Raw genomic sequence first — 16,777 nt, forward strand, 5'->3', positions numbered from 1 at the left:
GTTTGCCGCACTTTTTTACCCCGCGTTTTCATCGCGCTCTGTCTTAGGGTTTTTTCCCCATGTTCAAGAAACTGCGTGGCATGTTTTCCAGCGATCTGTCGATCGACCTGGGCACCGCCAATACCCTGATTTATGTACGCGAGCGCGGCATCGTATTGAACGAACCGTCCGTGGTTGCCATCCGCACCAGTGGCAACAACCAGAAGAGCGTCGTCGCCGTCGGTACCGAGGCCAAGCGCATGCTCGGCCGTACTCCGGGCAACATTTCCGCCATTCGTCCGATGAAGGACGGCGTGATCGCCGACTTCAGCGTCTGCGAGAAGATGCTGCAGTACTTCATCAACAAGGTTCACGAAAACAGCTTCCTGCAGCCGTCGCCGCGCGTGCTGATCTGCGTGCCGTGCAAATCGACCCAGGTCGAGCGTCGTGCCATCCGCGAATCGGCCCTCGGTGCCGGTGCGCGCGAAGTGTTTCTGATCGAAGAGCCGATGGCCGCTGCCATCGGTGCCGGCCTGCCGGTTGAAGAGGCCCGTGGCTCGATGGTTGTCGACATCGGCGGCGGCACCACCGAAATCGCCCTGATCTCGCTGAACGGCGTGGTCTACGCCGAATCCGTACGTGTCGGTGGCGACCGTTTCGACGAAGCCATCATTACCTACGTGCGCCGCAACTACGGCTCGCTGATCGGCGAATCCACCGCCGAGCGCATCAAGCAGGAAATCGGCACCGCCTACGCCGGTGGCGAAGTCCGTGAAGTCGACGTGCGTGGCCGTAACCTGGCCGAAGGCGTACCGCGCAGCTTCACCCTGAATTCCAACGAAGTGCTGGAAGCGCTGCAGGAGTCCCTGGCGACCATCGTTCAGGCGGTCAAGAGCGCCCTTGAGCAATCGCCGCCGGAACTGGCTTCCGACATCGCCGAGCGTGGCCTGGTGCTGACCGGTGGTGGCGCCCTGCTGCGCGACCTGGACAAGCTGCTGGCCCAGGAAACCGGCCTGCCGGTGATCGTCGCCGAAGACCCGCTGACCTGCGTAGCCCGCGGTGGCGGCCGTGCGCTGGAGATGATGGACCGTCACAGCATGGACCTGCTCTCCTCGGAGTGATCCTGACGTGGTAAACCGAAGCCGGAGGTTTGTACTTCCGGCTTTCTGTTTTCTAGGTTTTGCTTAAGGGGTGCCACCATCAAGCCGCTATTTGCCAAAGGACCATCGCTCGGCGTACGACTGCTCGTGCTGGTCGTACTGTCGGCCGTATTGATGGTGGTGGATGCCCGTTTCGAGGTGCTGCACCCGCTGCGCGCGCAGCTCGGCCTGATCGTCGAGCCGGCCTACCGCACCGCGCGCCTGCCGGTGACCCTGTGGGAAAACGCCACCCAGCAGATCGCCAGCCGCAGCACCCTGATTGCCGAGAACGAGAAGCTCAAGGCCGAGGCCCTGCTGATGCAGGGGCGTGTGCAGAAGCTCGCCACCCTCACCGAGCAGAACGTACGGCTGCGCGAGTTGCTCAACTCCGCGGCCCTGGTGGACGAGAAGGTGCTGGTCACCGAACTGATCGGTGTCGATCCCAACCCCTTTACCCATCGCATCCTGATCGACAAGGGTGAGAAGGACGGCGCGTTCATCGGCCAGCCGGTGCTCGATGCCCGCGGCCTGATGGGCCAGGTGGTCGAAGTCATGCCTTACACCGCGCGTGTGCTGCTGCTCACCGACACCAATCACAGCATCCCGGTCCAGGTGAATCGCAACGGCCTGCGCGCCATCGCGGCCGGTACCGGCAACCCGGAGCGCCTTGAGCTGCGCCATGTGGCCGATACTGCCGACATCAAGGAAGGCGATCTGCTGGTCAGCTCCGGCATGGGCCAGCGTTTCCCGGCCGGCTACCCGGTGGCCACGGTCAAGGAAGTGATCCACGACTCCGGCCAGCCGTTCGCCATCGTGCGTGCCGTGCCGACCGCCGCCCTCAATCGCAGCCGTTATATGTTGCTGGTGTTCACCGACAGCCGTTCCGCCGAAGAGCGTGCCACCCAGGCTGCCGTGGCTCAGGAAGCGGCGGATCGCGAAGCCGCTGCCAAGGGTGAGCCGGTTCAGTCGCAAGTCCCCGCTCCGGCCGCCACACCGGCAACCACGCCCACTACACCTCCCACTACACCGCCCGCGCAGCCACCCGCTGTACCCGCCCCCGGCGCCGCGCCGGCGGCTCCCCAGGAGAACCACTGATGGTGCAGGCCAAGGCGCGCAATGGCTGGATAATCTGGTTCAGCCTGGCGGTGTCGCTGTTGCTCAGCATCGTGCCGATGCCGGACTTCATGCAGATTGGTCGTCCGCTGTGGCCGGCGCTGTTTCTCGCCTACTGGGTGCTGGCCGTGCCGCACCGGGTGGGCATGATCACGGCCTGGCTGTTCGGCCTCGGTCAGGACGTGCTCTACGGCGCCTTGCTCGGCCAGCATGCCCTGACCCTGACGCTGATCACCTTCCTGGTGCTGACCCTGCAACGGCGCCTGCACATGTTCCCCATGTGGCAGCAGAGTCTGGTGCTGATGGTGGTATTCGGCCTGGCCCAGCTGGTACAGCTGTGGCTCAATGCCCTGACCGGCACGCGCCCGCATACCCTGGAATTTGTCCTGCCGGCGCTGGTCAGCGCCTTGCTCTGGCCCTGGGTGTTCGCCATCCTGCGTGGGTTGCAGCAGCGTTTCGGTGTGCACTGACGCACCCCACTCACACCACCTCGACAGGGAGATGTCTGCATGGCCACGCTTTACCTGGCCTCGGGTTCCCCCCGCCGGCGCGAATTGCTGGCGCAGATCGGTGTGCCCTTCGTCACGCTAATCGCCTCGATTGATGAAACAGCATTGCCCGATGAGCCGGCGCATGGCTATGTAGAGCGGCTCGCGCTGGAAAAGGCGCAAGCCGGACTGGCCAGCCTGAGCGACGCGGCCGACGCCGTGGTGCTGGGCGCGGATACGGCGGTGGTGCTCGACGGGCAGATTCTCGGCAAACCCCGAGACCGCGCCGAAGCACTGGCCACCCTGGCCGCCTTGTCGGGCCGCGAGCATCGGGTGCTGACCGCCGTGGCGCTGGTCAGTGCCGGGCGCAGCCGGGTCGAGGTGGTGACCAGCCACGTGCATTTCCGCGCGCTGGGCGCTGGCGAGGCCGAGGCCTACTGGGCCAGCGGCGAGCCGCAGGACAAAGCGGGCAGCTATGGTATTCAGGGACTGGCGGCGGTGTTCGTCAGGCGGATCGAGGGCAGCTACTCGGCGGTGGTCGGCCTGCCCCTGTGCGAAACCGCGCAGATGCTCAACGAATTCGGGATTCCGTGCTGGCAGGCACTGCCTGCCAGCCAATAAATAAGACCGCGGCAGGGGCAAGGCCCCTGGCCAGCAGTGTCGTCGCACAGAGTGGAATGCATGAGCGAAGAGATCCTGATCAACATCACGCCGATGGAGTCGCGCGTGGCGGTGGTGGAAAACGGTGTGCTGCAGGAAGTGCACGTCGAACGCACCCAGCGACGTGGCATCGTCGGCAACATCTATAAAGGCAAGGTGGTGCGGGTTCTGCCGGGTATGCAGGCGGCCTTCATCGACATCGGCCTGGACCGCGCGGCCTTCATCCATGCCGCGGAAATCTCCACCCGCGAAGGCAGTGCCGTCGAGAGCATCAGTGCCCTGGTACACGAAGGCCAGAGCCTGGTGGTGCAGGTGACCAAGGACCCGATCGGCAGCAAGGGCGCACGCCTGACCACCCACCTGTCGATTCCCTCGCGCTACCTGGTGTACATGCCGCGCACCAGTCACGTCGGCATCTCGCTGAAGATCGAGGATGAAGCCGAGCGTGAACGCCTCAAGCAGGTGGTTGCCGATTGCGTGGCGGCCGAAGGCATCGAGGAGGCGGGCGGTTTTATTCTCAGGACGGCGGCCGAGGGTGCTGGCGCCGATGAAATTCTCGCCGACATCCGCTACCTGCGCCGCCTGTGGGAGCAGATCGCCGGGCAGATACAGACCGCCAAGACGCCGCTGGTGATCTACGAGGACCTGAGCCTGGCCCTGCGCACCCTGCGCGACCTGGTCAACCCGAAGATCGAGAAGATCCGCATCGACTCGCGGGAGACCTTCCAGAAGATCACCCAGTTCGTCGACGAGCTGATGCCGGAAGTCTCCGACCGCCTGGAACACTACCCGGGCGAGCGGCCGATCTTCGACCTGTACGGCGTCGAGGACGAGATCCAGCGTGCCCTGGAGCGCAAGGTACCGCTGAAATCCGGCGGCTACCTGGTGGTTGACCCGGCCGAGGCGATGACCACGGTGGACGTCAACACCGGGGCTTTCGTCGGCCATCGCACCCTCGAAGAGACCATCTTCAAGACCAACCTCGAGGCCGCCACTGCGATTGCCCGCCAACTGCGCCTGCGCAACATCGGCGGCATCATCATCATCGACTTCATCGACATGGAAGATGAAGAGCATCAGCGCCAGGTGCTGCGGACCCTGGAAAAACAGCTGGAGCGCGATCACGCCAAGACCAACATCATCGGCATCACCGAGCTCGGCCTGGTGCAGATGACCCGCAAGCGCACCCGCGAAAGCCTCGAACAGATCCTCTGTGAGCCCTGCAGTTGCTGCCAGGGCCGTGGCAAATTGAAGACCCCGGAAACCATCTGCTACGAGATCTTCCGCGAGATCCTGCGCGAGGCCCGTGCCTATCAGCCGGAAGGCTACCGTGTGCTGGCCAACCAGAAAGTGGTCGATCGCCTGCTCGACGAGGAGTCCGGCAACGTGGCCGACCTCGAGGCGTTCATCGGTCGTACGATCAAATTCCAGGTGGAAACCATGTATTCCCAGGAACAGTACGATGTCGTGCTGCTGTGAGGCGCTGCGCTGAATGAATCGTATCGCCGGCCTGTTCGTCACGCTGCTGCGCGTCACGCTGGGGCTCTGCGCCCTGCTGCTGGTACTGGCGGCGCTGTATGTCAGCCTGGGTCGGCAACTGTTTCCGCTGGTTGCCGAATACCGCGACGAGGTTGAGAGCAAGGCCCGGGCGGCGCTCGGCATGCCGCTGTCGATCGGTAGCCTGGAAGGCGGCTGGAGCGGCCTGGCGCCGCTGCTGACGGTGCATGATTTGACCCTGGGCGAGGGCAGTAGCGCCGTGCGGCTGGATCAGGTGCGCCTGGTTCCAGATGTACTGGGCAGCCTGCTCAAGCGCCAATTGCGCATCGCCAACCTGCAGGTCGAAGGCTTGCAGCTCAGCCTGCAGCAGGATGCCGCCGGGCATTGGGCAGTAGAGGGCATACCGACCCGCGAGCCGCAAAAGCCGCTGGATGTGCAGCAGCTGCTCAAGCAGCTGCGGGTGGTCGAGGAACTGTCCCTGCTCGACAGCCAGCTGACGCTCGAGCCTTTCGAGCACAAGCCGCTAAGCCTGACCTACGCCAGCTTCACCCTGCGCAGCAGCGTTAACCGGTTGCGCCTCGATGGTCACCTGTTGTTGCCCGATGGCCAGCCTTTGTCGTTGCAGCTGAAGAGCCGTCTTGATCGCCAGGATTGGCGTGCCAGCCAGGCCGAACTGTACCTCAGCCTGCCGCATAGCGATTGGGCGGCCTGGTTGCCCGCCAGCCTGACGCGCGAGTGGACACTCAAGCACGCCGCCATTGGTGGCGAGGTCTGGCTGGAGTGGGACAAGGGCCAGGCCCAGCGTGCATACGCCCGGGTGCATGCGCCGCAGCTGCAGGCCGCATATGCCGAGCGCAAGCCGGTGCAGATCGATGATCTGGGCCTGAATGCCTATTTCGAACGGCGCGAGGGTGGTTTCCAGGTGCTGATCGATTCCCTCGCCATGAGCCTGGGCAGCACCCGCTGGGGCGAGTTGCATGCCGCCCTGCAGTACCGCGCGGCGCAGGGTGCCGATGAAGAACAGTGGCAGCTGGCGGTGGATCGCCTCGACCTGGCGCCCCTGCTGCCGCTGGTGCAGGGTTTGGCACCCTTGCCTGAGCCCGCCGCCGAAGCGCTCGCGGGGCTCAAGCCGCAGGGCAGCCTGCGCAATCTGCAGCTCACTTATCTACCGCAGCGCAGCGATGCCAAACGCCTGCAGTTCTCCAGCAACCTCGACCGCGCCGGCATCAGTGCCTGGCATGGCATCCCCGCGGTGGAAAACGCCACCGGCAGCGCCACCGGCGACCTCGGCGGCGGCGAGCTGCTGGCCAACAGTGAAAACTTCGGCCTGCACCTGGATACCCTGTTCCCCAAGGTCTGGCGCTACCGCCAGGCTGCTGCGCGCGTGCTTTGGCAGCGGGATGACGAGGGCCTGACCCTGCGTAGCCCCTACTTGCAGGTGGTGGGCGAGGAAGGGCGGATTGCTGGCGACTTCCTCATTCGCCTGAAGAAAGATCCGGCGCAGGAGGACTACATGGACCTGCGTGTCGGTATCCGTGATGGCGATGCCAAGTACGCGGGGAAATACCTGCCGACCCTGTCTCCCGCCCTCAGCCCCAAACTCACCGAGTGGCTGCAGGCGGCGATTCGTGGCGGCAAGGTTGACGAGGGCTGGTTCGAGTACCAAGGCTCGCTGCAAAAGGGCGCCGATGCAGCGGCGCGCAGCATCAGCATGTTCTTCCGCGTGCATGATGCCGAGCTGGCCTTCCAGCCTGGGTGGCCGGCGCTGCGTGCTGCGCGTGGCGAAGTGCTGATCGAGGACAGCGGCGTGCAGGTACGGGTGCCCGAGGGGCGCTTGCTGGACAGCCGCGTCGAGAATGTCAGCGTGGACATCCCACATGTCGACAATGGCCAGGTTGCCCGCCTGCTGCTCGATGGCCAGGTGCAGAGCAGCCTGGGCGACGCTCTGAAGATTTTGCAGGAAGCGCCGATTGGCACCGCCGCCACCTTCGCCGGCTGGCAGGGCGAAGGCCCGCTGACGGCCAAGCTGAAACTGGATATTCCGCTGGCCCAGGGCCAGAAGCCCAAGGTGCTGGTGGATTTCGCCACCGAGGGCGCGCGCCTGCAGATCAGCACGCCGAAGCTGGAGCTGAGTCAGCTCAAGGGCGCCTTCCGCTTCGACAGCAGCAACGGCCTCAGCGCGCCAGATATCCGCGCCCAGGTATTCGGGCGGGCGGTGCAGGGCAAGGCCATCGCCGGCGGCCCACGGGGCACTCTGCAAACCCGCATCGAGGCCAATGGCCGGGTGCCGGTCAAGGCGCTGTCCGACTGGCTGGGCGTGACCCGGCCGCTGCCGCTGAGCGGTGAGGTGCCCTATCGCCTGGGTATCACACTGGCGACTGCGGACAGCCAGCTGCGTGTCGATTCCGATCTCAAAGGCCTGGCCATCGACCTGCCGGCGCCGTTCGGCAAGGCGGCTGCCGACACCAGCACGGCAACCTGGCGCATGACCTTGCAGGGCAATGAGCGGCGCTACTGGCTGGATTACGCCGGGCTGGCCAGCCTGGCCTTCGCCGCGCCGCCGGGGCAGGTCATGCAGGGCCGTGGTCTGCTGCGCCTGGGCGGCGCCCAGGCCATTCTGAGCAACGAGCAGGGCCTGCATATCAGCGGCCGCCTGGCCGAGCTGGACTGGAATGCCTGGCAGGACACCGGCAAACGCTACGCGGCGACGCAAGGCAGCCGCGAGGCGTTGCAGTTTTTCCGCGGTGCCAACCTGCAGATCGATCGCTTCAAGGGCTTCGGTACCCAGCTCGAGCAGTTGGGCGTGCGCCTTGCCCGCTCGGCACAAGGCTGGTCGCTGGACCTGGACAGCGCGCCAGCCAAGGGCAATGTGCTGCTGCCCGATGCTGCTGGCGCGCCCATCGTGGCCAACCTCGAGCGCCTGACGTTCCCGCCGGCCGATCCGCCGAGCGCAGCGACGGCCGAAGCGGTGGTGGAGAAACCTGATCCGCTGGCCAGCGTCGACCCCCGGCAGATTCCAGCACTGGACCTGCATATCGAGCGGGTCCTGCAGGGCGATCAACTTCTCGGCGCCTGGTCGCTCAAGGCGCGGCCCACCCCGCAGGGCGTGCGTTTCAGTGAGCTGTCCATGGGCCTCAAGGGCATGCAGGTTAACGGCGATGTCGGCTGGGAGGGCGCGCCAGGCGCCACGCGCAGTTGGTACAAGGGCCGCCTGGAAGGCGAGAACCTGGCCGATGTGCTGCTGGCCTGGAACTTCGCGCCGACCGCCACCAGTGAACGTTTCCGCCTGGATGCCGACGGCAACTGGCCGGGCTCGCCGGCCTGGATCAGCCTCAAGCGGTTCTCCGGCAGCCTCGATGCCAGCCTGCGCAAGGGCCAGTTCGTCGAAGTGCAGGGCTCGGCCTCGGCGCTGCGGGTGTTCGGCCTGCTCAACTTCAACTCCATCGGCCGGCGCCTGCGCCTGGACTTCTCCGACCTGCTTGGCAAGGGCCTCAGCTACGACCGGATGAAGGGTCTGCTGGTGGCCACCGACGGGGTGTTCGTCACCCGCGAACCGATCAAGATGGAAGGGCCGTCCACCGGCCTGGAGCTGAACGGCACCCTGGACATGGCGCGCGACCAGATTGACGCCAAGCTGCTGGTGACCCTGCCGGTGACCAACAACCTGCCGCTGGCGGCGCTGATCGTCGGTGCGCCGGCAATCGGGGGCGCCCTGTTCGTGGTCGACAAGCTGCTCGGTGACCGCGTCGCGCGTTTCGCCAGCGTGCAGTACAGCGTCAAGGGTGACTGGAAGGACCCCAAAATCAGTTTCGAGAAACCCTTCGAGAAGCCCCATTAGGGACTGATACGGCCTGATTCACAGCCGCGCGGCTGGCGAATGAGGCGGGAACAGCCCTGTAGATGGAGTAGCATGCAGTCACTACCCGGACGGAAGTCATCATGTCCATCGCCGTGATCCAGATGGTCAGCCAGGACGATGTCCTGGCCAACCTCGCCAGCGCCCGCCACCTGTTGCAACAGGCGGCCGAGCGGGGCGCGCGCCTCGCCGTGCTGCCGGAAAACTTCGCCGCCATGGGGCGCCGTGACCTGGCGGCCATGGCCCGCGCCGAAGCCGAAGGCACGGGCCCGATCCTGCCCTGGTTGAAACAGACCGCCCGCGACCTCGGGTTATGGATAGTCGCCGGCACCATTCCCCTGCCGCCCGACGGCCAGCCGCAGGCCAAGGCCCATGCCTGCTCGTTGCTGGTCGACGATCAGGGCGAGCGGGTGGCGCGCTACGACAAGTTGCACCTGTTCGATGTCGACGTGGCCGACAGCCGCGGCCGCTACCGCGAGTCGGATGACTATGCGTTCGGCGGCCAGGTGGTGGTGGCCGATACCCCGGTGGGCCGGCTGGGCCTGACGGTGTGCTACGACTTGCGCTTCCCCGAACTGTACAGCCGGCTGCGCGAGGCTGGTGCCGAGTTGATCAGTGCTCCCGCGGCCTTTACCGCCGTGACCGGGGCTGCGCATTGGCAGGTACTGACCCGTGCGCGAGCTATCGAAACCCAGTGCTACCTGTTGGCAGCCGGGCAGGGTGGAACCCATCCTGGCGGCCGTGAGACTTTCGGTCACTCGGCGGTAGTCGACCCTTGGGGCCGCGTATTGGCTGAGCAGGCACAAGGCCCAGCGGTACTGCTTGCCGAGCGCGACGGCGACGAGCAGGCGGCGATCCGCCAGCGCATGCCGGTGGCCCGTCACAGACGATTTTTCGCGGCGGCCGAACCCGGGCCGGCGCCAATGGAGAACCTATGAGCGAGACCCTGTTAGCCGTCAGTGGCTTGTTGCTGAGCCCCGGCGGCCTGAGTATCGAACAGTTGCCGAGCATCCTCGGTGAACTGGCTGGCCCCGGCATCGATGCCGCCGACCTGTATTTTCAGAGCCAGGTGTCTGAAACCTGGGTGCTGGAAGATGGCATCGTCAAGGAAGGCAGCTTCAACCTCGACCAGGGCGTGGGCGTGCGCGCCCAGTCCGGCGAGAAAACCGGCTTCGCCTACAGCAATGCGATCACCGCCGAGGCCCTGAGCCAGGCGGCACGTGCGGCGCGCTCGATCGCCCGGGCCGGCCAGCAGGGGCGCGTGCAGGCATTTGCCAGCCCGCAGATCACTGCACTGTATGCGGCCGGCAACCCGCTGGAGGTGCTGGACCGCGCCGAGAAGGTGGAGCTGCTCAAGCGCGTGGATGTCGCCACCCGCGCCCTCGATTCGCGTATCAAACAGGTCACGGTGAGCCTGGCCGGGGTCTGGGACCATGTGCTGGTCGCCGCCAATGACGGCAGCCTGGGGGCGGATATTCGCCCGCTGGTGCGCTTCAACGTCAGCGTGATCGTCGAACAGAACGGTCGTCGCGAGCGCGGTGGCCACGGCGGCGGCGGGCGTACCGACTACCGCTATTTCCTAGAGGAAGACCGCGCCATGGGCTATGCCCGCGAGGCGCTGCGCCAGGCCCTGGTCAACCTCGAGGCGCAGCCGGCACCGGCCGGTACCTTCCCGGTGGTGATGGGCGCCGGCTGGTCCGGTGTGCTGCTGCACGAAGCGGTGGGTCATGGCCTGGAGGGCGATTTCAACCGCAAGGGCAGTTCGGCCTACAGCGGCAAGGTGGGTGAGAAGGTTGCCTCCAGCCTGTGCACCATCGTCGACGACGGCACTCTGGCCGGGCGTCGCGGCTCGCTCAGCGTCGATGACGAGGGCACGCCAACCAACTGCACCACGCTGATCGAAAACGGCGTGCTCAAGGGCTACATGCAGGACAAGCTCAACGCCCGCCTGATGGGCGTGGCGCGTACCGGCAACGGTCGCCGCGAGTCCTACGCGCACCTGCCGATGCCGCGCATGACCAACACCTACATGCTGGCGGGCGAAAGCGACCCGGAAGAAATCATCCGTTCGGTGAAGAAGGGTATCTACTGCGCCAACCTCGGCGGCGGTCAGGTCGACATCACCAGCGGCAAGTTCGTCTTTTCCACCAGCGAGGCCTACCTGATCGAGGACGGCAAGATCACTGCCCCGGTCAAAGGCGCAACCCTGATTGGCAACGGCCCTGAGGCGATGAGCCGGGTGTCGATGGTCGGCAATGACCTGGCCCTGGACAGCGGCGTAGGGACCTGCGGCAAGGACGGTCAGTCGGTGCCGGTAGGCGTCGGCCAGCCGACCTTGAAGATCGATGCGATTACCGTGGGGGGCACGGGCGCCTGAAGGGCGCCCATTCGGCAGAGGAGTTAGCGCAGACCGCGCTGGGTTTCATCCAGATCGCGGATGTATTTGAAGACCTTGCGCGCGGCGGCTGGCGGTTTGTTTCGCGCCGCTTCGTGCTGGGCATGGCGGATCAGGCTGCGCAGGTGCTGGCGGTCGGTTTCCGGGTAGTCGACGACGAAGCTTTCCAGCGTGGTGTCGTCGCCGGTGATCAGGCGATCGCGCCAGCGTTCGAGGTTGTGGAAACGCTCGTTGTATTCGCGGGTGGAGCTATCGACCTGGTCGATCAGGGCAAGAATGCCCTCGACGTCCTGTTCGCGCATGAGTTTGCCGATGAACTGGACGTGGCGTTTTTTCGCGGCGTTGGCCGTGTGTTTCGGTGCTTCGGCCAGGGCTTTGCGCATACCGTCGGTCAACGGCAGCTTGGCCAGCAGGTCGGGCTTGAGGGTGGTGAGGCGCTGACCGAGATCCTGCAGCGCATGCAGCTCGCGCTTGACCTGGGTTTTGCTCTTCTCACCGGAGAAGTCGTCGTCGTAAGAATCAGCCATGGGGGCGGTCCAGAGGGAAACGCCGCCATGATAACCAGTCAGGGGTTGCCTGTCCCCCGTGGTGGTGGGCGCCCTGTCAGTGGAGTGCAACATGAGTTCAGCAGAAACAGTGGGTCCGCAGGCATTGCCGGCCCTGCAGGCGCAGGTCGAACAGATCATCGCCGAGGCCCGTCGTCAGGGCGCCAGCGCCTGCGAAGTGGCCGTGTCACTGGAGCAGGGGCTGTCGACCACGGTGCGCCAACGCGAAGTGGAGACCGTCGAGTTCAATCGTGACCAGGGCTTTGGCATCACCCTGTACCTCGGCCAGCGCAAAGGCTCGGCCAGCACCTCGGCGAGTGGCGAGGCAGCGATCCGGGAAACCGTGGCGGCGGCCCTGGCGATTGCCAAGCATGCCTCCGAGGACGATTGCTCTGGCCTGGCGGATGCGGCGCTGATGGCCCGCGACCTGCCAGACCTGGATCTCTATCACCCCTGGGCACTGGCTCCGGAGCAGGCCATCGAACTGGCGCTGGCCTGCGAGGAGTCTGCGTTTGCTACCGACCCGCGGATCAGCAATGCCGATGGCACCACTCTCAATACCCACCAGGGCTGCCGGGTCTACGGCAACAGCCACGGCTTCGTCGGCGGCTACGCCAGCACCCGCCACAGCCTGAGCTGCGTGATGATCGCCGAGGGTGAAGGGCAGATGCAGCGGGACTACTGGTATGACGTCAATCGCCAGGGCGAGCTGCTGGCCGACCCGGCGCGCATCGGCCGCCTGGCTGCCGAACGCAGTGTGGCGCGCCTGGGCGCGCGCCCGGTACCGACCTGCGAAGTGCCGGTGCTGTTTGCCGCCGAGCTGGCCACCGGGCTGTTCGGCAGCTTCCTCGGGGCGATTTCCGGCGGCAACCTGTATCGCAAGTCATCCTTCCTCGAAGGGTCGCTGGGGCAGCGCCTGTTTCCCGAGTGGCTGAGCCTCGACGAGCGCCCGCATATTCCACGCGCCATGGGCAGTGCGACCTTCGATGGTGACGGCCTGGCGACCTATGCCAAGCCCTTCGTCGCGGGTGGCGAGCTGGTGTCCTACATCCTCGCCACCTATTCCGGGCGCAAGCTGGGCATGCCCAGCACGGCCAACTCCGGCGGCGTGCACAACCTGTTCGTCAGCCATGGTGACGAAGACCAGAAGGCCCTGCTGCGCCGCATGGGCCGTGGGCTGCTGGTCACCGAGCTGATGGGGCAGGGGCTGAACATGGTCACCGGCGATTACTCGCGTGGCGCCGCCGGTTTCTGGGTGGAGAACGGCGAGATCCAGTTCCCGGTGCAGGAAGTCACCATCGCCGGCAACCTGCGGGACATGTTCCAGCAGATTGTTGCGGTCGGCAGCGATCTGGAATTGCGCGGCAATATCCGCACCGGCTCGGTGTTGATCGAGAAAATGACCGTCGCCGGTAGCTAAATCGGCCGCAATGAAAAAGGGCCTGTCCGGCGTACCGGGCAGGCCCTTTGGCTATTCGGGGGTTACTCGCCTTCGTCGAACTTGTTGTTGATCAGTTCGATCAGCGCGTTGAGCGCATCGTCTTCCTGCTCGCCTTCGCTGTGCAGGTGCAGGTTGGTGCCTTTGCCGGCGGCCAGCATCATCACCGCCATGATGCTCTTGCCGTCGACCAGGCTCTCTGGGGTGCGGCCCACCTTGACCTGGCAGGGGAAGCGCCCGGCTACGCCGACGAACTTGGCGGCGGCGCGTGCATGCAGGCCGAGCTTGTTGCAGATGGTGATTTCGCAGGCAGGCATTGCAGTCCTTAGCCGAGGTCGCGGTGGCGAACCTGGACGTTCTTCAATATGGGCTTGAGGGCTTCACCCAGGCGATTGGCCAAGTATACCGAGCGATGATGACCGCCTGTGCAGCCGATGGCGATGGTCACGTAGGCGCGGTTGCTGGCGGCGAAGCGCGGCAGCCATTTGTTCAGGTAGGCGTGGATGTCCTGGTACATCTCTTCGACATCCGGCTGCGCGGCCAGGTACTCGGCCACGGGCTGCTCCAGGCCGGACATTTCGCGCAGGTCGGGCTTCCAGTACGGGTTGGGCAGGCAGCGCACGTCGAACACCAGGTCCGCATCGACCGGCATGCCACGCTTGAAGCCGAAGGATTCGACCAGGAAGGCGGTGCCCGGCTCCGGTTTGTTGAGCAGGCGCAGCTTGAGGGTGTCGCGCAGCTGGTAGAGATTGAGGTGGGTGGTGTCGATCTTCAGGTCGGCCAGGTCGGTGATCGGGCTGAGCAGGATCGCCTCATCGTGAATGGCTTCGGCCAGGGCACGATTCTCGTTGGTCAGCGGGTGGCGGCGGCGAGTCTCGGAGAAGCGCTTGAGCAGGGTCTCCTCGTCGGCGTCCAGGTACAGCACATCGCACTGGATATGACGGGCGCGGACCTCTTCGAGCAGCTCGGGGAAGCGCTTGAGCTGGCTGGGCAGGTTGCGCGCATCGATCGACACGGCGACCTGCGGATGCAGCAATTCGGTCTGCAGCAGGGCGCGCTCGGCCAGTTCCGGCAACAGGATCGCCGGCAGGTTGTCGATGCAGTAGAAGCCGTTGTCCTCGAGGACGTCGAGGGCAGTGCTCTTGCCTGAGCCGGAGCGGCCGCTGACGATGATCAGGCGCATGGCACTGTCCTACCCCTGGCCTTAGCGGCCGTTCTGCACGTCGACGACGACCTGATACAGGCTTTCACTGCTCTGCGCCTGGCGCAGGCGGTCACGCACATCTGCACGGTCGAGCATGCTGGCGATCTGGCGCAGCAGTTCGAGGTGTTCATCGGTCGCCGCTTCCGGCACCAGGAGGACAAACAGCAAGTCCACCGGGGCGCCGTCGATGGCGTCGAAATCCACCGCCGCTTCCAAGTGCAGCACCGCGCTGATGGGCGCGCTGCAGCCGGGCAGGCGACAGTGAGGAATGGCGATTCCGTTGCCGAAACCGGTGGAGCCGAGTTTCTCGCGGGCAACCAGGTTTTCGAAGATGTCCTGGGCGTCGAGATCGGATAGATCCCGAGCGACCAGGTTGGCAATCTGTTCGAGTACACGCTTCTTGCTGCCGCCAGGCACGTTCACCAGGGAACGGCCGGCGGTCAGGATATTTTCAAGTCGAATCATGGGTTGGCAGGTTTTAGCGAGCCGTGGCGCCTTGCAGGCGGCCCAGCTGCTTTTCCTTGTGTTTGATCAGTTGGCGGTCGAGTTTGTCGGCGAGTAGGTCGATGGCCGCGTACATGTCTTCATGTTCGGCGTTGGCCACCACTTCGCCGCCGGCGATGTGTAAGGTTGCTTCGATTTTCTGTTTGAGTTTTTCGACTTCCATCGTCACCTGGACGTTGGTAATTCGGTCGAAATGGCGCTCCAGCCGGCTTAGCTTTTCCCCGACATAGTCGCGCAGGGCGTCGGTCACATCCAGTTGATGTCCACTGATGTTGACTTGCATACCGCTTCTCCTTGTTGCCGTGTGTAAGAGGCAGGCTAACGGGCCTGCCACCGTAACACTTTGGCTTGGGAAGGCTCTTGCAGAACTGTCCTGATTCCCCGGAGGGCAGGGCGCCTGGCGCGCATCCAGTTTTGCAAAAGCCTTCCCTCAGTGCCGCATCACATCAGTCGCTTACGCTCACTCGACGGTGCTATCCCAAGGGATTCGCGGTATTTGGCGACGGTGCGACGGGCTACCTGAATGCCCTGTGCTTCCAGTAAACCAGCGATCTTGCTGTCACTCAACGGCTTTTTCGCGTTTTCCGCAGCGACCAGTTTTTTGATGATGGCGCGGATCGCGGTCGACGAGCATTCGCCGCCTTCGGAGGTGCTGACGTGGCTGGAGAAGAAGTATTTCAGCTCGTAAATGCCACGCGGGGTGTGCATGAATTTCTGTGTGGTAACGCGCGAGATAGTCGACTCGTGCATGCCCACCGCTTCGGCGATGTCATGCAGGACTAGCGGCTTCATCGCTTCGTCGCCGTATTCGAGGAAACCGCGCTGGTGCTCGACGATCTGCGTCGCCACTTTCATCAGGGTTTCGTTGCGGCTCTGCAGGCTCTTGATGAACCAGCGCGCTTCCTGCAGTTGGTTGCGCATGAAGGTGTTGTCGGCGCTGGAGTCGGCGCGTTTGACGAAGCCCGCGTACTGGGCATTGACGCGCAGGCGCGGCACGGCCTCCTGGTTCAGCTCCACCAGCCAGCGCTCGTTGTGCTTGCGCACGATCACGTCCGGGACCACGTACTCCGGCTCGCTGGACTCGATCTGCGAGCCGGGGCGTGGGTTGAGGCTCTGGATCAGCTCGATGACCTGGCGCAGCTCGTCTTCCTTGAGCTTCATACGGCGCATCAGCTGGCTGTAGTCACGGCCGCCGAGCAGGTCGAGGTGATCGCTGGCTAGGCGCTGGGCTTCGGCCAGCCAGGGGGTATTGGCCGCGAACTGGCGCAGTTGCAGGAGCAGGCATTCGCGCAGGTCGCGAGCGCCAATGCCGGCAGGTTCGAAGTGTTGGATACGGCGCAGTACGGCTTCGACTTCGTCGGCTTCGACATCCATTTCCGGGTCGAAGGAGTCGACGATTTCTTCGATGCTTTCTTCCAGGTAACCCTGGTTGTTGATGCAATCGATGATGGTGACGCCGATCAGCTTGTCGGTGTCGCTCATCGGCACCAGGTTGAGCTGCCACAGCAGGTGGCTTTGCAGGCTTTCGCCAGCGGAGGTGCGAGTGGTGAAGTCCCACTCGTCATCATCGTTGCTCGGCAGGCTGCTGGCGCTGGTCTGGTAGACGTCTTCCCAGGCGGTGTCGACGGGCAGCTCGCTGGGGATGCGCTCGTTCCATTCGCCATCCTCGAGGGAGTCAACGCTGCTGTTGGTTTCCTGGTAGGTCGGTTCCGGGGCGGCCTGGGTCGATTGCTCGGGGGCATCGGCCAGCGGGTCGGTATTGTCGAAGTCTTCGCCTTCTTCCTGGCGTTCCAGCATGGGATTGGATTCCAGCGCTTCCTGGATTTCCTGTTGCAGGTCCAGGGTCGACAGCTGGAGGAGGCGAATGGCTTGTTGCAGCTGAGGTGTCATCGTCAGCTGCTGGCCCATCTTGAGGACTAGCGAGGGTTTCATGGCAGGAAGCTTTGCACCTTATCTGCT

At 64.7% G+C, this 16,777-nt stretch carries 15 protein-coding genes; 9 read left to right on the forward strand and 6 right to left on the reverse strand.

What is annotated here, in order from left to right:
• The first annotated feature begins 59 nt into the window (after positions 1–59).
• The 8 genes from mreB to tldD all read left to right on the forward strand — a co-directional run bounded on the left by mreB (position 60) and on the right by tldD (position 11,109).
• Positions 60–1,100: a rod shape-determining protein MreB gene (mreB, locus tag H3H51_RS10670; RefSeq protein ID WP_183089027.1), complete on the forward strand. Its 1,041-nt coding sequence runs from the start codon at positions 60–62 to the stop codon at positions 1,098–1,100.
• Positions 1,101–1,226: 126 nt separating this feature from the next.
• On the forward strand, positions 1,227–2,213 hold the full coding sequence (gene mreC, locus H3H51_RS10675) for a rod shape-determining protein MreC (RefSeq protein WP_407926483.1): 987 nt from the start codon (positions 1,227–1,229) through the stop codon (positions 2,211–2,213).
• A complete protein-coding gene (gene mreD, locus H3H51_RS10680; RefSeq protein ID WP_183089028.1) occupies positions 2,213–2,701 on the forward strand; it encodes a rod shape-determining protein MreD in 489 nt (162 codons plus the stop codon). The genes mreC and mreD overlap by 1 nt, the downstream gene beginning before the upstream one ends.
• 39 nt (positions 2,702–2,740) lie before the next feature.
• The gene (locus tag H3H51_RS10685; protein WP_183089029.1) at positions 2,741–3,340 is read left to right on the forward strand and encodes a Maf family protein; all 600 of its coding nucleotides are present in this window, start codon (positions 2,741–2,743) and stop codon (positions 3,338–3,340) included.
• A 60-nt stretch (positions 3,341–3,400) separates the two neighbouring features.
• Positions 3,401–4,858 (forward strand): ribonuclease G, encoded by a 1,458-nt coding sequence (gene rng / locus H3H51_RS10690; protein ID WP_183089030.1) that lies wholly within the window; start codon positions 3,401–3,403, stop codon positions 4,856–4,858.
• Between the two features lie 13 nt (positions 4,859–4,871).
• Positions 4,872–8,714: a YhdP family protein gene (locus H3H51_RS10695; protein WP_183089031.1), complete on the forward strand. Its 3,843-nt coding sequence runs from the start codon at positions 4,872–4,874 to the stop codon at positions 8,712–8,714.
• Between the two features lie 101 nt (positions 8,715–8,815).
• On the forward strand, positions 8,816–9,670 hold the full coding sequence (locus H3H51_RS10700; RefSeq protein WP_183089032.1) for a carbon-nitrogen hydrolase family protein: 855 nt from the start codon (positions 8,816–8,818) through the stop codon (positions 9,668–9,670).
• Complete coding sequence (gene tldD / locus H3H51_RS10705) at positions 9,667–11,109, forward strand: metalloprotease TldD (RefSeq protein ID WP_183089033.1); 1,443 nt, start codon at positions 9,667–9,669, stop codon at positions 11,107–11,109. Before H3H51_RS10700 ends, tldD begins: the two co-directional genes overlap by 4 nt.
• A gap of 23 nt (positions 11,110–11,132) precedes the next feature.
• Here tldD and yjgA read toward each other — a convergent pair whose 3' ends face one another.
• A complete protein-coding gene (gene yjgA, locus H3H51_RS10710; RefSeq protein WP_183089034.1) occupies positions 11,133–11,654 on the reverse strand; it encodes a ribosome biogenesis factor YjgA in 522 nt (173 codons plus the stop codon).
• Positions 11,655–11,745: 91 nt separating this feature from the next.
• Here yjgA and pmbA point away from each other — a divergent pair, with 91 nt between their 5' ends.
• Positions 11,746–13,092 carry a metalloprotease PmbA gene (gene pmbA / locus H3H51_RS10715; protein ID WP_183089035.1) on the forward strand — a complete coding sequence of 449 codons (1,347 nt, stop codon included), beginning with the start codon at positions 11,746–11,748 and terminating at the stop codon, positions 13,090–13,092.
• A gap of 62 nt (positions 13,093–13,154) precedes the next feature.
• Here the strand turns inward: pmbA and H3H51_RS10720 are convergent, their stop codons facing one another.
• The 5 genes from H3H51_RS10720 to H3H51_RS10740 all read right to left on the reverse strand — a co-directional run bounded on the left by H3H51_RS10720 (position 13,155) and on the right by H3H51_RS10740 (position 16,750).
• The gene (locus H3H51_RS10720; RefSeq protein WP_183089036.1) at positions 13,155–13,427 is read right to left on the reverse strand and encodes an HPr family phosphocarrier protein; all 273 of its coding nucleotides are present in this window, start codon (positions 13,425–13,427) and stop codon (positions 13,155–13,157) included.
• Between the two features lie 8 nt (positions 13,428–13,435).
• A complete protein-coding gene (rapZ, locus tag H3H51_RS10725; protein ID WP_183089037.1) occupies positions 13,436–14,293 on the reverse strand; it encodes an RNase adapter RapZ in 858 nt (285 codons plus the stop codon).
• Positions 14,294–14,314: 21 nt separating this feature from the next.
• A complete protein-coding gene (ptsN, locus tag H3H51_RS10730) occupies positions 14,315–14,779 on the reverse strand; it encodes a PTS IIA-like nitrogen regulatory protein PtsN (RefSeq protein WP_183089038.1) in 465 nt (154 codons plus the stop codon).
• Between the two features lie 13 nt (positions 14,780–14,792).
• Positions 14,793–15,101, reverse strand: coding sequence for a ribosome hibernation-promoting factor, HPF/YfiA family (gene hpf, locus H3H51_RS10735; RefSeq protein WP_183089039.1), 309 nt, complete (start codon positions 15,099–15,101; stop codon positions 14,793–14,795).
• Positions 15,102–15,259: 158 nt separating this feature from the next.
• On the reverse strand, positions 15,260–16,750 hold the full coding sequence (locus H3H51_RS10740; RefSeq protein WP_183089040.1) for an RNA polymerase factor sigma-54: 1,491 nt from the start codon (positions 16,748–16,750) through the stop codon (positions 15,260–15,262).
• Positions 16,751–16,777: the final 27 nt, after the last annotated feature.

Source organism: Aquipseudomonas ullengensis (assembly GCF_014174475.1).
Taxonomy (GTDB): Bacteria; Pseudomonadota; Gammaproteobacteria; order Pseudomonadales; family Pseudomonadaceae; genus Aquipseudomonas; species Aquipseudomonas ullengensis.

Bases quoted from the DNA above. Each gene is read 5' to 3' on its own strand.
- mreB (WP_183089027.1), top strand. From the start codon at position 60: ATGTTCAAGAAACTGCGTGGCATGTTTTCCAGCGATCTGTCGATCGAC.
- mreD (WP_183089028.1), top strand. From the start codon at position 2,213: ATGGTGCAGGCCAAGGCGCGCAATGGCTGGATAATCTGGTTCAGCCTG.
- H3H51_RS10685 (WP_183089029.1), top strand. From the start codon at position 2,741: ATGGCCACGCTTTACCTGGCCTCGGGTTCCCCCCGCCGGCGCGAATTG.
- rng (WP_183089030.1), top strand. From the start codon at position 3,401: ATGAGCGAAGAGATCCTGATCAACATCACGCCGATGGAGTCGCGCGTG.
- H3H51_RS10695 (WP_183089031.1), top strand. From the start codon at position 4,872: ATGAATCGTATCGCCGGCCTGTTCGTCACGCTGCTGCGCGTCACGCTG.
- H3H51_RS10700 (WP_183089032.1), top strand. From the start codon at position 8,816: ATGTCCATCGCCGTGATCCAGATGGTCAGCCAGGACGATGTCCTGGCC.
- tldD (WP_183089033.1), top strand. From the start codon at position 9,667: ATGAGCGAGACCCTGTTAGCCGTCAGTGGCTTGTTGCTGAGCCCCGGC.
- yjgA (WP_183089034.1), bottom strand. From the start codon at position 11,654: ATGGCTGATTCTTACGACGACGACTTCTCCGGTGAGAAGAGCAAAACC.
- pmbA (WP_183089035.1), top strand. From the start codon at position 11,746: ATGAGTTCAGCAGAAACAGTGGGTCCGCAGGCATTGCCGGCCCTGCAG.
- H3H51_RS10720 (WP_183089036.1), bottom strand. From the start codon at position 13,427: ATGCCTGCCTGCGAAATCACCATCTGCAACAAGCTCGGCCTGCATGCA.
- rapZ (WP_183089037.1), bottom strand. From the start codon at position 14,293: ATGCGCCTGATCATCGTCAGCGGCCGCTCCGGCTCAGGCAAGAGCACT.
- ptsN (WP_183089038.1), bottom strand. From the start codon at position 14,779: ATGATTCGACTTGAAAATATCCTGACCGCCGGCCGTTCCCTGGTGAAC.
- hpf (WP_183089039.1), bottom strand. From the start codon at position 15,101: ATGCAAGTCAACATCAGTGGACATCAACTGGATGTGACCGACGCCCTG.
- H3H51_RS10740 (WP_183089040.1), bottom strand. From the start codon at position 16,750: ATGAAACCCTCGCTAGTCCTCAAGATGGGCCAGCAGCTGACGATGACA.